General features: G+C 32.5%; 6 protein-coding genes. All 6 read left to right on the forward strand.

Features of this window, described 5'->3' with window-relative positions:
* Positions 1-124 precede the first annotated feature (124 nt).
* The gene (locus tag AB3G39_RS04395) at positions 125-2,131 is read left to right on the forward strand and encodes a glycoside hydrolase family 65 protein (RefSeq protein ID WP_367772180.1); all 2,007 of its coding nucleotides are present in this window, start codon (positions 125-127) and stop codon (positions 2,129-2,131) included.
* Positions 2,132-2,640: 509 nt separating this feature from the next.
* Positions 2,641-5,613, forward strand: a complete 2,973-nt coding sequence (locus AB3G39_RS04400; protein WP_367772178.1) for a SusC/RagA family TonB-linked outer membrane protein — start codon at positions 2,641-2,643, stop codon at positions 5,611-5,613.
* A 10-nt stretch (positions 5,614-5,623) separates the two neighbouring features.
* Positions 5,624-7,144: a RagB/SusD family nutrient uptake outer membrane protein gene (locus tag AB3G39_RS04405; RefSeq protein WP_367772177.1), complete on the forward strand. Its 1,521-nt coding sequence runs from the start codon at positions 5,624-5,626 to the stop codon at positions 7,142-7,144.
* Positions 7,145-7,310: 166 nt separating this feature from the next.
* The gene (locus AB3G39_RS04410) at positions 7,311-10,628 is read left to right on the forward strand and encodes an FG-GAP-like repeat-containing protein (RefSeq protein ID WP_369766104.1); all 3,318 of its coding nucleotides are present in this window, start codon (positions 7,311-7,313) and stop codon (positions 10,626-10,628) included.
* On the forward strand, positions 10,621-13,878 hold the full coding sequence (locus tag AB3G39_RS04415) for a VCBS repeat-containing protein (RefSeq protein ID WP_369766105.1): 3,258 nt from the start codon (positions 10,621-10,623) through the stop codon (positions 13,876-13,878). Before AB3G39_RS04410 ends, AB3G39_RS04415 begins: the two co-directional genes overlap by 8 nt.
* A gap of 35 nt (positions 13,879-13,913) precedes the next feature.
* Entirely contained in the window at positions 13,914-15,239 is a 1,326-nt protein-coding gene (locus tag AB3G39_RS04420; RefSeq protein WP_369766106.1) for a vanadium-dependent haloperoxidase, read from the forward strand.
* Position 15,240: the final 1 nt, after the last annotated feature.

Consider the following 15,240-nt stretch of genomic DNA (forward strand, 5'->3'; position numbering starts at 1 on the left):
CATTTGAAAAAATCGATAACGTTTTCGAAATTCCGAAAACGTTATCGGTTCGGCTTTTTAAGAAATAAAAGGATGCTTAAGTATTTAATTATGTAAGTTTGAAATATTAAAAAATAGAAATATTATGATTGTATACAGGAAGATTTTTTTATTAGTGCTTTTAGTGGGCCCAGTTGTTTTTGGACAAACAAAATCAGATGAATGGCATTTGTACGCTAATTCAAGAGCTAATTATTATGGTGTGGCTATGGCCAATGGTCAAATTGGAATCGTCACTGATGATACTCCGTTGAAAACAAAAGAAATTATTTTAAATGGCGTTTATGAAGGCAGTCCTGAAAATGGAATAAGTAGAATTGTGAGAGGAATTGAATTTTTAAACCTTCATTTGTCGATTAATAATCAAGAAATTAAATCAGATAATATTGATAATTGGAGTCAGGTGGTTTCAATGAAAGAGGGAATGAGTACTACTTCATTTACTTTTAAAGATTTGGTTGCTGTAGATTATACTATTTTGGCCAATAGGGCAATTCCGTACTCAGCTATGGCTATTGTAGAAATCACCCCTAAAAAAGATATAGAAATTGTAGCTAATAATTATATGGTTGTTCCCGATGAATTGAAAGAAGCCAAAAGTCAATTTCGTGTTTTAAAAGACAATCAATATATGATGCCAGTTTTTGGAACTACGGCAAAAACTTTATTTGGGAAATATATTGTTTCGGCATCTACTACATTTTTGTTTGATGGACAAAATGAGACTTTAAAGCAAACAGGAAATGAAGTTGGTTTTTCGAAAAAACTTTTGAAAGGCAAAAAATATAGATTTGCGATTGCTGGTGGAATTTGTACTTCCAAAGATTTTACGGATCCTTTAAATGAATCCGAAAGACAACCCATATATGCACTTCAAGAAGGAATTGATAAATTATTAGATAAACATAAAAAAGCTTGGGCTGAATTATGGAAAACGGGAGACATACAAATTGAAGGAGATCTAGAATCACAACAAAGAGTGCGTTTTGCATTGTATAACTTATATTCATTTATCCGTCCAGAAACAAGACAAAGTGTTGCGCCAATGGGATTGTCTTCTCAAGGATATAATGGACACATTTTTTGGGATTCTGAGCTTTGGATGTATCCAACACTTTTGGCTTTACAACCTGATATGGCTAAATCATGTTTAGATTACCGTTCAGATCGTTTACAAAAAGCAAAACAAAAAGCAACTGTTTATGGGTATAAAGGAGCAATGTTTCCATGGGAATCTGATGATACAGGTGAGGAGGCAACTCCAACTTGGGCATTGACAGGTATTTTTGAACAACATATTACAGCTGATGTTTCTATAGCATTTTGGAATTACTACACCTATACACAGGATAAATCGTGGTTGAAAAAAGAATGGAATGTTTTGAAAGAGACTGCTGATTTTTGGGTGAGCAGAGTGGTAAAAAATCAAGATGGTAGTTATTCTATATTAAATGTTGTGGGTGCAGATGAATATGCGCAACATATAGATGACAATGCTTTTACTAATGCATCGGCTATTGAATCTTTAAAGAATACAATTAAAGCGGCTACAATTCTAGGAGAACCAATTGATCCTAGATGGATTGAAGTTTCGGATCATTTGGTTATTCATTCAAAAAACGGGATTACTCAAAATTATAAAGGATATGACGGACAAATAATTAAACAAGCCGATGTGAATTTATTAGCGTACCCTTTACATGTAATTACAGATAAAAAACAAATTGAAAAGGATTTGGAGTATTATGCTGCTAAAATAGACCCTAAAGACGGACCAGCCATGGCTTCCGGAGTTTTATCTGTTTTGTATGCCCGTTTGGGAGATAGGGAAAAAGCGTATAGTTACTTTGTAAAATCATATATGCCAAACAGTCGCCCTCCTTTTGGGGTATTTTCTGAATCAGCTAATAGTAATAACCCTTATTTTGCAACAGGGGCAGGAGCGATGCTTCAAGCTGTAATTTATGGTTTTGGTGGAGTAGAACAAACTGATGAAGGCTTGAAGTACAACAAAGGACTTTTGCCAAAACAATGGAAATCTTTAAAAATAATAGGCCTTGGTGTAGATAATAAGACCATAAAAATAGAATAGTTCCTTATTATTTATTTAACATTTTTTTACCACAAATGCATCTATCCAATGAAATGAGGATAGATGCATTTGTTTTTTAAATTTCCCTGTATATTCTCTGCTTTAATAGGTATGTTGTTGGTTTTAGGTTTTTTAGGATAAATAGTACGAAACGCATAGGTAATAAGTTTAAATCTGTTTTGAATAAAAATCAAAAAAAATGGCAAAAGAATAACTAATCTGCAACGTTTTCTAGTTTAGGCCGTTTTTTTTAACAAAAATGCAATCATTTTACCTCTAAAAACTTAAAAAATCATGACAATTAATAATTATTCTTATTTTTTTTATGTTTTATATAATTTTATTATTAAATTTTTGAAGGATTAATTTTAAAATCGAAAACGTTTTCGGCTTAACGAAAACGTTATAGTTTAAAGGTTTCTTAAAATTTTCATAAATTTTGTCTAAGTTTGGTTTTGAATTTAAACAAAACCATTTAAACAATTTATTAACCAACTTATTTATTACGTATGAAAAATAGTCTAATCAAAGGCTTGATGGTGTTTCTAACGGTACTATGTACAAGTTTGACGTATTCGCAAGATGTGTCTGGTACAGTATCTGACGCTAGCGGTCCACTTCCAGGGGCTTCAATATTAGTTAAAGGAACAACAATTGGAGCACAAACAGATCTCGATGGAAAGTTTACTATCAGAAATGTTGGAGCAAATGCAGTTTTAGTTTTTAGTTACATTGGTCTTAAAGCTCAAGAAGTAAATGTAGCAGGAAAAACTTCAGTTAAGGTTATCTTAAAAGAAGACTCAGCTGAATTACAAGAAGTGATTGTTGTAGGTTACGGTACAGTTAAAAAGAAAGATGCAACTGGTGCAGTTGACCAGATTGGTGCAAAAGATTTTGACAATGTAGCTTCTCCTTCACCAGCACAATTATTAAGAGGTAAAGTAGCGGGTGTACAAGTGACACAATCAAGTGGGGAGCCAGGAGGTGGAGTTGCAATTAGAGTTCGTGGTAATACTTCTATTCGTTCAGGTAATGGACCACTTATCGTTATTGATGGTGTGCCGTTAGATGGAGGAAGCGTTTCTGGAGGTGGAGATAATTTATTAGGAGCTTCTTCTGCAAGAAATCCTTTGAACTTCGTAAACCAAAATGATATTGAAAGCATTAGTGTATTAAAAGATGCTTCTTCTACAGCTATCTACGGTTCTCGTGGAGCTAATGGAGTAATTGTTATTACAACTAAAAAAGGAAAATCTAAAGAACCACAATTAGCATACAGTAGCTCTGTGACATTTAGTAAAATGGCAGGGAATTTTGATGTGATGACTCCAGAGCAATTCGTTGCTGCAGGGGGTGATGATAAAGGATCTAGAAGTTACAATTGGAAAGATGCTGTTTTACGTAATGGTTTTTCTATGAATCACGATTTATCTTTTACAAAATCAACTGAGAATTCGAATACAAGAATCTCTTTGGGTGCATCTAATACTGATGGTATTGTAAAAAATACAGGTTTAGATAAATATTCGGCTACTGTTTACAACTCAAATGACTTCTTTGGTGGAGCTTTGAAAGTAGAAGAAAGAATTATGTATGCTTCATTAAAAGATGAAACGACTATCTTGTCTAACGATGCTGGATATATTGGAAACATCATTGGTACTGCTTTGTACTGGAATCCAACTTTGCCAATCTATAATACAGATGGTACTTATAATGTAGTTAGTAATACATATTTGAATCCAGTTCAATTATTGAATTCTTATAAAGATTTTACAAACACTAATAAATTTTTAGGAAGTATCAATACAACTTGGAAAATCAACAGTAAATTGAAATACCAATTCTTATTTGGTATCGAAAGTTCAACTTCTAGTAGAAAAAGTCAATTGTTACCTACAATGGATATTCAGAATGTGGCACAAGCTTCAGTTCCTGGATCTACAGATGTTAAACATGGTCAAGCGTCAATTAATGCTATTAATAAGTTTAATAAAACTTTTGAGCACACATTGAATTATAATAATGATTTTAGTGATAATTTTAATTTAGATGCTTTAGTTGGTTATTCTTACTATGACTATACTTATGATGCAAATTCTGCAATAGGTAAAGGGTATGACATGGCTCAAACTAATTTGATTGACAATATTGAAGGTGGTCTTCAAAATGAGTTTAGAGTTTATTCTGCTAGAAACAGATCGGAATTACAGTCTTATTTCGCAAGAGTTAATGCAACTTTATATAATAAATTAATTCTTACTGGAACTTTACGTTCTGACGGTTCTACAAAATTAGGGGTAAATAATAAATACGATTATTTCCCATCTGTAGGTATCGCTTACAAAGTAGTTGAAAATAAAGACGGGATTGTAAATGATTTTAAAATTAGAGGAAACTTTGGTAAAACAGGTAACCAAGAATTTGCACCTAACTCAGCTATTTCAAGAGGGGCTTATGGTCTAAACGGAAGTTTGAATGTAGATAGTAACGCAAATGCTGATTTGAAATGGGAAACTACTAAGTCGTATGGTGTAGGTGCTGATTTTGAATTATTCAATAACAGATTAACTGGTACAGTTGATTATTTTCAAAAAGACACTAAAGATTTAATCTTCCCTGTTCCTGCTGCAGCAACGCAACCAGGTCCTCCATCTCCACGTTTCAAAAACTTACCAGGAAACTTAATCAATAAAGGTTTTGAGGTTTCTTTAAGCTATAAAGTGATTGACAAAGAAGATTTTAGTTGGGATGTTTCTGGGAATGCTTCATTCTTAAGTAATAAAATGACAAATTTTGCGGGTTTCATTTCTACAGGTGGAATTAACGGTCAAGGTTTATCAGGTGCTTATGCACAAGTTATTACTAATGACAAACCAATCTATTCTTATTACATGTATGAGTGGAGAGGATATGATTCAACAGGAAATTCAATTTACGCTGATGCAGCAGGAAATGATACTGGTTTAGGTACTGCAGCTAAAAAATTATTAGACAAACAACCGTTACCAAAAATCAATGTTGGTTTCAATACAAACTTTACTTACAAGAATTTTGACTTAGGAGCTTCATTCTATGGTGCTTTTGGACATTACATTTACAACAATACTACGAATGCTTATTTCTTTAAAGGAGCTTTCTTAGGTGGTAGAAACGTAACTCAAGAAGCAGCTACATCTGCTCAAGCGCAAGGAGATCCAAATTCACCTTCTACTAAATACTTAGAAAAAGGAGATTTCTTAAGAATGGGTAACTTAACTTTTGGTTATACAGTTAAAGGTGCTATTTTGGATAGATTTAAAATGTCTACAGCAAGATTATATGTAAATGCTTCTAATTTATTTATAATAACAGGGTATTCAGGAACAGATCCTGAGGTAGATACTGATAAATCATTGAATGGTGTTCCTTCAGCTGGAATGGAATATTTATCATATCCAAGAGATAAAAGTGTATCTGTAGGTCTTAACGTAACATTTTAATTAAAAAACGATGAAAAGAATTAATATTATAAAAGGCATCTTATTAACTAGTACGATAGTATTAGGTGTAAGTTGTACTAATCTAGATGAAGAAGTATTAGATGGTGTTGTTATCTCTAATACGGGTGGAGGAACAGTAAACGCTGCTTCACTTTTAACTAGTTCTTATGAGGGTTTAAGAGGCTTTGAGACGCAAGGGCAAATGTTTGCTTTGGACGAAATGTCATCTGATGCATTAGTTGGACCAACACGTGGAGGTGACTGGGATGATAACGCTACTTGGAGACAAATCCACGTGCATACTTGGGCTCCTGATCATAATGAGGTTAAAAATGCTTGGAACGCTTTATTGTCTCAAGTGTACAATTGTAACTTAGTTATTGAAAATGGTTCAGGTTCACAAATTGCTGAAGCTCGTTTCTTAAGAGCTTTTTATTACTACAATGTAATCGATTTGTTTGGACAAGCTCCTTATAGAGAAGCTGGGTCGCCGTTAACTGATGATCCTAAAGTATGGACTAGAACAGAAGCAACGGAATTCGTAATTAGCGAATTAGAAGCTATTGTAGGTTCGTTGCCTGCAAGAACAGCTGGAGATGCAAGTTTAGCAAATGCTGATGCTGCTCACTTTTTATTAGCTAAATTGTACTTGAATAAAGGGGTTTTTGAAGCAGCAGATGCTTCTGGACCATTTACTTTTGCTGCTGCTGATATGACGAAAGTGGTTACAAATGTTGATGCAATAAATAGTTCTTTAGCTACAGATTATTGGGATAACTTTAAACCAACAAACAATACATCACCTGAAATTTTGCTTTCTTCTAAAAATGTTCAAGGTGGTGCAGGTGGAGGAATCCAATACCACTGGAGAATGGGGATGCATTACAACCAAACTCCTGATGGATGGAATGGTTTTGCAATTGTAGCAGAATACTACAATAACTTTAATCCTAATGACAGACGTATTAAAAATTCAGATCCACAAATCATTGCTGATTTTGGTAACAATGTTGGGATGCAAATAGGTCAAATGTATAAACCGGGTGGAACTGTTGCTTTAAAAGACAGAAATGGAAATCCTTTATTTTATACATCTGCAATAACATTGATTACTAGTGGAGCTACACTAGAAACAGCAGGTATTAGAATGGAAAAATACATTCCAGATGCTGCCAATCTTGGTGCACCTAATAATGATTTTGTATTCATGAGATATTCTGATGCTTTAATGATGAAAGCAGAAGCAATAGCTAGAGGTGGTGCTGGTACAAATGATGTAGCTAAATTGGCAACAATCGTTTCTAGATCTGGGCAAGTTGGAGTTTTTCCAACTACTCTAGATGGAATATATAAAGAAAGAGGTAAAGAATTGTGGTTAGAAGGATGGAGAAGAAATGATATGATTCGTTTTGGAACATTCCTTGCCGCAAGAGAATTAAAACCTTACGTATCTGATAAAAGATATGCTTTGTTTCCTATTCCAGCAGATGCGTTATTTAACGCAAATTTGAAACAAAACCCTGGTTACTAGGTTTTAGAAAATATTATTATGTTTTGAGTTAGTTATAAAGAGGGCAATCGTATTGCCCTCTTTATTTTTTTAATTTTAACGCTATTCATTGTTTTATTTACTGAATATTATATAAATTAGACCTTTCTTTCCTTTCAAAATGTCTTAACCAAATACTACGTATAATATGTTTAATCGTTCTATTTTCTTTTCAATTTTTATTCTTCTTTTTGTCAATTGTTCCCAAGAAAATTCTGATAATAAAAATGCCCTTTTTTCCAAACTTGAAACTTCACAAACCGGTATTAATTTTATTAATGAGGTGAAAAATGGGGAGGATATGAATATATTCAAATACCGAAATTTCTATAATGGTGGAGGTGTCGCTATTGGTGATATAAACAATGACGGGCTTTCTGATATCTATTTTACTTCAAATCTGGGTGCTAATAAATTATACTTAAATAAAGGAAATTTCAAATTTGAAGATATATCTAAAAAAGCAGGTGTTGAAGGGACTAAATCCTGGTCAACTGGTGTAGTAATGGTCGACCTTAATGGGGATGGATTATTAGATATTTATGTTTGTAATGCAGGAAGTATTAAAGGTGATAATCAAAAAAACGAACTTTTTATTAATAATGGAAATGGTACTTTTACAGATAAAGCTGAACAATATAATTTGGCCGATACCGGAATAACAACCCATGCTGCATTTTTTGACTATGATAAAGATGGAGACCTAGATGTATATATCTTAAATAATAGTTTTATACCTGTAAGTAGTCTTAATTATTCTAATAAAAGAGAATTAAGGGATAAAGACTGGGATGTTGCCGATATTCTAAAAGGTGGTGGAGACAGATTATTACGTAATGATAATGGTAAATTTGTTGATGTAAGTAAGGAATCTGGGATATATGGAAGCCTTATTGGTTTTGGTTTAGGAGTCACAGTAGGTGATGTAAATGGAGATTTGTATCCAGATATTTATATCTCAAATGATTTTTATGAAAGAGATTACTTATACATAAATAATAAAAATGGAACCTTCACTGAGCAAATTCAAGGATGGGCTTCTCACATCAGTCAATCTTCGATGGGTGCTGACATGGCCGATGTTAATAATGATGGTAAGGCAGATATATTTGTAACGGATATGTTGCCTGAAGGAGATGAGCGATTGAAAAACACTACTAGTTTTGAAAATTACGATTTATATCTTCGAAAATTGAATTTGGATTTTTTCAATCAATACATGGAAAATACCCTTCAAATTAATAATGGCAACAATCAATTTTCGGAAATTGCCAATTATGCAGGGGTTTCAAAAACAGATTGGAGTTGGGGGGCTTTAATGTTTGATATGGATAATGACGGATACAAAGATATTTATGTTTGTAATGGTATTTATCATGATTTAACCAATCAAGATTTTGTTGATTTTTTTGCGAATGAATTTATGCAAAAAATGGTTGTTACTGGTAAAAAAGAGCAAATTGAAACCATTATAAATAGGATGCCAAGCACACCTATTCCTAATTATGCCTTTAAAAACAATAAAAATTTAACCTTTACAAATGAAGCTCAAAACTGGGGATTAAGTACGCCTAGTTTTTCAAATGGTGCGGCATATGGTGATTTAGACAATGATGGAGATTTAGATTTGATTGTCAATAATGTTAATATGGAGGCTTTTGTTTATAAAAATAATTCAGAGAAAAACAAAAAAAATCATTTTGTAAAAGTGAAGTTGAAAGGCGATAATCTGAATAAATTTGGTGTAGGGAGTGTTGTAGAATTGTTTTCTGGAAATGAAATTATACGACAAGAATTAATTCCTTCAAGAGGGTTTCAATCGTCTATAGATTATGTAATGACTTTTGGTATTGGAACTAAAAAAATTGACTCATTACAAGTAATTTGGCCAAATGGTAAATTTCAAACCATTAATAAAGTGGTCAATAATACGACACTTAATTTGAATGTTGCAGATGCTAAATTAAATTATATTCCTAAAGTTGATAAAACTAAACCTTTATTTACAGAAAAGAAATCAAAATTCATTACACATAAAGAAAATGATTATATCGATTTTGATTACGAAGGTTTAATCTCAAAAGAACTTTCTCAAGAAGGACCTTCACTAGCGGTTGGAGATATTAATGGTGATGGGAATGAGGATCTTTATATTGGTGGCGCTAAAGGAGCCCCAGGAAAAATATATTTGAATAAAGGAAATGATAATTTTGCTATCACAAACCAAGTTGATTTAGATTCGGATGCTAATTATGAAGATACGGCTGCCAGCTTTTTTGATGCAGATGGCGATGGCGATTTGGATTTATTAGTTGGTTCTGGAGGAAATGAAAAAGCAGATCAGGCGAATTATAAAAACCGTTTGTATTTGAATAATGGAAAAGGGATGTTTACCAAAAGTAAAACGGTTGTTCCTACAACTAACAGTAACGTTTCTGTTATAGCAGCTTATGATTTTGACAATGATGGGGATGTTGATGTTTTTATTGGTAGCCGATCTGTTCCTGGGGTTTATGGAATTAATCCCAAACATTTACTATTAGAAAATGATGGAAAAGGAAATTTCACAAACAGTACTGATAAAGTGGCATTCAAATTGAATGAAGTTGGAATGGTTACAGATGCAGTTTGGGAAGATATTGATAATGACTCCAAAAAAGATTTAATCCTTGTTGGGGATTGGATGGCTCCAAGAATATTTAGAAACACAGGGAGAAGATTGGCTGAATTCAAGTCTAATCTTTCAGAATATTCCGGTTTTTGGAATGCAGTAACCTGTGTTGATTTGAATAATGATGGAAAAAAGGATTTGATTTTAGGAAATAAAGGAACAAACACAAATTACAAGGCTACAAAGGCAAATCCGATGCGTTTATTTGTAAATGATTTTGACAATAATGGAACAATTGAGCAAATTGCAACGCGTTCTATTGACGGAAAGGATTTACCGCTGAACTTAAAACAAGATGTTGCAAAACAAATTCCGATGATTAAAAAGAAGAATTTAAGTTATGCTGATTATGCTAAAAAGACTTTTCAAGAATTATTCGCTAAAGAGGTTGTTGACAATACAATACAAAAAGAGGCTACGATTCAGGAAAGTGTAATTGCTATTAATAAAGGGAATGGACAATTTGAAATAAAATTGCTTCCTAAAGAAGTTCAGTTCTCTTGTGTAAATACAATTTGTACTATGGATGTGAATAAAGATGGTATTTTAGATATTCTTTTGGGTGGAAATCAATATGAATTTAAACCTCAGTTTTCTAGATTGGATTCAAACTATGGAAGCCTACTTCTAGGAAATAAAAACGGAACCTATTCTTGGGTTCCCTATAATAAATCAGGATTCTTCATGAGAGGGGAAGTAAAACATTTAAAATCAATAAAAAATGCAAATAACTCTGTTTCGGTTATTGCAGTTATTAACGACAACTCACCAAAAATATTTAAAAGCAATGAATAATTTTTTTCGAATAGTACTATTTTCCTTTTTGGTGGTAAGTTGTACTAAAAAACAAAACCATTTATTTGAGAAACTAGCTTCAGACAAAAGTAATATTACGTTCAACAACCAGTTAGACCCATCCAAAAATATTTCAATTCTGGACTACCTTTATTATTATAATGGAGGTGGAGTAGCGCTTGGAGATATAAATAATGATGGACTAGTAGATATTTATTTCACTTCAAATCAAGGTAAGAATAAGTTGTATTTAAACAAAGGGGGAAATAAATTTGAAGATATTACCGTAAAAGCGGGAGTTGAGGGTCAAAGTGATTGGAGTTCAGGCACCGTGATGGCTGATGTAAATGGAGATGGTTATCTAGATATTTATGTTTGTGCAGTAGTTGGAATCAATGGATTCGAAGGGCATAATGAATTATTTATCAATAATAAGAACAATACATTTACAGAAAGTGCTGCAGAATATGGATTGGATCTTGATAATTATAGTTCATCAGTAGCTTTTTTTGATTATGATTTAGATGGGGATTTAGATATGTATTTATTAAATCACGCAGTCCATTCGGAAGAGTCTTTTGGAAATTCAGATATTAGAAATAAAAGAAGTTACGAATGTGGAGACAAGTTATTTCGAAATGATAATGGAAAATTTGTTGATGTAAGTGAAAAAGCAGGAATTTTTGGTGGAGCTAATGGGTATGGGCTTGGATTGGCTATTTCAGATTTTAATTTAGATGGTTATCCAGATATTTATGTAGGGAATGATTTTCATGAAGATGACTATTATTACTTGAATAATGGAGATGGAACTTTTACGGAAAGTTTAAAAAGTCATTTTGGACATACTAGTAGATTTTCTATGGGAGTGGACGTAGCCGACATTAATCATGATGGTTTTCCAGATATCTTAACTTTAGATATGCTTCCTGAGGATGAAAAAGTATTAAAATCTTCATTAGGAGATGATAATGTTCAGATGTTGAAAATGCGAACTGAAAAATTGGGGTATCATTATCAATATACTCGAAATATGCTGCAATTGAATAATGCTGGAAATAACTTTACAGAAACGGCATTACTAAATGGTGTTGCAGCTTCAGACTGGAGTTGGAGTGCTCTTTTTGCGGATTATGATCAAGATGGTGAACAAGATATATTTATATGTAACGGAATTCCTAAGCGTCCAAATGATTTGGATTATGTGAAATATTACTCAAATGATCAAATAAAAAATAAAATTACATCTACAAAATTACTAGATAAAGAAGCGTTGAAAAAAATGCCGAAAGGAAATGTGACCAATTTTGTTTTTCAAGGATCTAAAGATTTGCAGTTCAAAAATAAATCAAAGCAATGGATTGAAAATGATTCTATAATTTCAAATGGTAGTGGATATGCTGATATTGATAATGATGGAGATCTTGATGTGATCACAAATAATTTAAATAGCATTGCATCAGTTTATATTAATCGAACGGATACTGCCTCAAATTATTTAAAATTGAAATTGGAGTTTGAAGGGAAAAACACCTTTGGAATAGGAGCAAAAGTAATTTCATATGTAAAAGGCAAAAAACAATTTAAAGAATTGCAAACTACAAGAGGTTTTCAATCTTCGTCTGAACCAATGATCCATTTTGGATATGGGAAAACAACCATCGTAGATTCTTTAGTTGTGATTTGGCCAGACAAAACATATCAAACATTAAAAAATGTAAAAGTAAATCAAACGCTTATTGTAAAGGCAGCTAAAAACAGAAAAGTATTTGATTACCAAAAGTTGCATCCTATGGTTTCGCCAGTTTTTAGAAAGAACGAAACTAATTTGGGGATTAATTTTGTTCACCAAGAAAATGATTATATTGATTTCTTAGCACAAAAGATGATACCATACCAACGTTCTGATCGTGGTCCAGCAACAGCTATTGGCGATTTGAATGGAGATGGTAAAGAAGATATATTCTTTGGAGGTTCTAAAGATAAAAAAGCGAGTATTTACATTCAAAACTCAAATGGGTTTTCAAAAAAATCATTTGCTGAAATTGAAAAAGATTCTATTTATGAAGATGCATCTGCGGTTATAGGTGATTTTAATAATGACAAACTAAATGATTTATTTGTTGTCTCTGGAGGTGGTGAAAACGCCTCTAATTTGCAAGATCGTTTGTATCTTTCTATGAATAAGCAACTGGCCAAAACTACATTGACGGAATTAGCTCAAAATGCTTCAGTTGTCAGAATGTTTGATTATGATAATGATGGGGACCTGGATCTTTTTATAGGGAATAGTTCAATAAACAATCGTTTTGGAAGTATGCCAGATTGTTTTTTACTAAATAATAATAAAGGGGTATTTACTAAAGTAGAAAATAAAACTTTTTCTAAAGTTGGAATGGTTACAGACGCTGTCTTTACTGATTTCAATAAAGACGGTAAAGTGGACATTATAGTTATAGGAGAGTGGATGAAACCAACATTTTTTGCGAATAAAAATGGAAAATTTACTGATGTAACTGCAACCGTTTTTCCAGAAAAAAGTAATGGTTTATGGCAAGCTATTATTCCGTTTGATATTGATAATGACGGAGATTTAGACTATATGGTTGGGAATTGGGGATTAAATTCCAAGTTTAAAGCTTCTGATGAATTTCCAATGAAAATGTATTATGATGATTTTGATGCTAATGGCTCTTTTGAAACAATTGTGGCCATTGAAAAAAATGGAAGATACTACACTACATTAGGTCTTGATGAGCTTGCCGAACAATTCAGTGGGATGATAAAAAAGAAATTCAAATCGTATAAATCATTTGCAGGAAAAACGGTAGAAGAGGTATTTAGTCCACAAATGCTTTCTAAAGCTAAATTGTTTGAGGTTGATAATTTGAAATCAGGTTATTTGAAAAATCAAAATGGTAAATTCATCTTTGTACCTTTTTCAAATGATTTACAAGTGGCACCAATTAATTGCTTTGTAAAATCAAATTTTGATTCTGCTAAAAAAGAATCTGTATTTGCAGCTGGAAATTATTTTGGGGTAGCTCCTTATCATAGTAGATTTGATGGATTTTCTGGTGCTTTAATTAAGAACCAAAAAGAAATAATATTAGGGAGTAAAATAGGTATTGATTTGTCACAGAAGGCAGTTAGACATTTAGATATTATAAAATTTAATGGTAAAAAGTACCTATTAGTAACTGTTAATAATAATAAAGCTGAAGTATTCGAAATACCAATGGCTCAATAATTCATTCTAAAATAAATATTAAAAAACAGATTAAAATGAAAACTAAATTTTTTATAATCACTTCGTTAAGTCTCCTTTTTGTTTCTTGTAAAAAAGAAAAATCGATTATAGTAACTCCAGATGAATATAGTGCTGCTGTTGAAAATGTGACCCAAATTATGGTTCATGATATTTTTTCGCCACCAGTTGCTAGTAGGATTTTTGTATATCCAAATATTGCAGCATACGAGATAATTGCTCAAAACAGTAAGACCTACGGAAGTCTTCAAAATCAATTGAAAGGCCTAGATTCTATTCCAAAATTGGATCCTAAAAGCGGAGTGAATATAGAAGTTGCAGCTTTAGTTGCCCATATGGATGTTAGTAAACAATTGGTTTTTTCTGAAGAATTAGTGGAAAAATTCAGAGATAGTTTGTACCAAAAATGGAGTAAGGAAAATGAAAAGGAATTTGAAGTTTCTAAAGAATACGGGCTAAAAGTGGCTGCTCGTATAAAAAAATGGATGGATAAGGATAATTACAAGGAAACGCGTACAATGTCTAAGTTTTCTGTACTTCCTAATGTTGCTGGTAGATGGCAGCCTACACCTCCAGCATATATGGACGCAATTGAGCCTCATTGGGCTGAGATTAGAACTCTGGTTTTAGATTCAGCTTCACAATTTAAACCCATTCCAGCTCTTCCTTTTTCATTAGATAAAAACTCTCCTTTTTTCAAAGAAGTACAAGAAGTTTATGATATCAGTTTGAAGATGAAAAAAATGGGAGATACGTGCAACGAGGTAAAAATGGCTCAATTTTGGGACTGTAACCCGTATGTATCAGTGAGTCAAGGGCACATGATGTTTGCTAAAAAGAAAATTACTCCAGGTGCACACTGGATGGGGATTACAAAAATTGCATGTAAAACATCGAAAGCTAATTTTGAGAAAACGGTATTCGCTTATACAGAAACCTCAATCGGGATGTTTGAAGCTTTTATAAGTTGTTGGGATGAAAAATTCAGAAGTAATGTAATACGTCCAGAAACTGTAATTAATCAAAAAATTGATGAAAACTGGAAACCCGCTTTACAAACTCCTCCATTTCCTGAATATACAAGTGGGCATTCAGTTGTTTCTACAGTGTCTTCAAATATCTTGACTTCTATTTTCGGTGATAATTTCTCTTTTGTAGATGATTCAGAATTACAATTTGGTTTGCCAAATAGGACATTTAAATCGTTTAATGAAGCATCAAAAGAAGCGGCTATGAGTCGTTTTTATGGAGGGATTCATTATAGAGCAGCAATTGAAAACGGGATAGTTCAAGGAAAGGAAATAGCCGATTTTATAGTTGATAAATTAAAAATGAAGAAGTAAA

It is taken from the genome of Flavobacterium sp. WC2416, assembly GCF_041200095.1.
Lineage (GTDB): Bacteria > Bacteroidota > Bacteroidia > Flavobacteriales > Flavobacteriaceae > Flavobacterium.

Excerpts from the sequence above, each read along its gene's own strand:
- AB3G39_RS04420 (WP_369766106.1), top strand. The coding sequence starts at position 13,914 with ATGAAAACTAAATTTTTTATAATCACTTCGTTAAGTCTCCTTTTTGTT.
- AB3G39_RS04405 (WP_367772177.1), top strand. The coding sequence starts at position 5,624 with ATGAAAAGAATTAATATTATAAAAGGCATCTTATTAACTAGTACGATA.
- AB3G39_RS04410 (WP_369766104.1), top strand. The coding sequence starts at position 7,311 with ATGTTTAATCGTTCTATTTTCTTTTCAATTTTTATTCTTCTTTTTGTC.
- AB3G39_RS04415 (WP_369766105.1), top strand. The coding sequence starts at position 10,621 with ATGAATAATTTTTTTCGAATAGTACTATTTTCCTTTTTGGTGGTAAGT.
- AB3G39_RS04395 (WP_367772180.1), top strand. The coding sequence starts at position 125 with ATGATTGTATACAGGAAGATTTTTTTATTAGTGCTTTTAGTGGGCCCA.
- AB3G39_RS04400 (WP_367772178.1), top strand. The coding sequence starts at position 2,641 with ATGAAAAATAGTCTAATCAAAGGCTTGATGGTGTTTCTAACGGTACTA.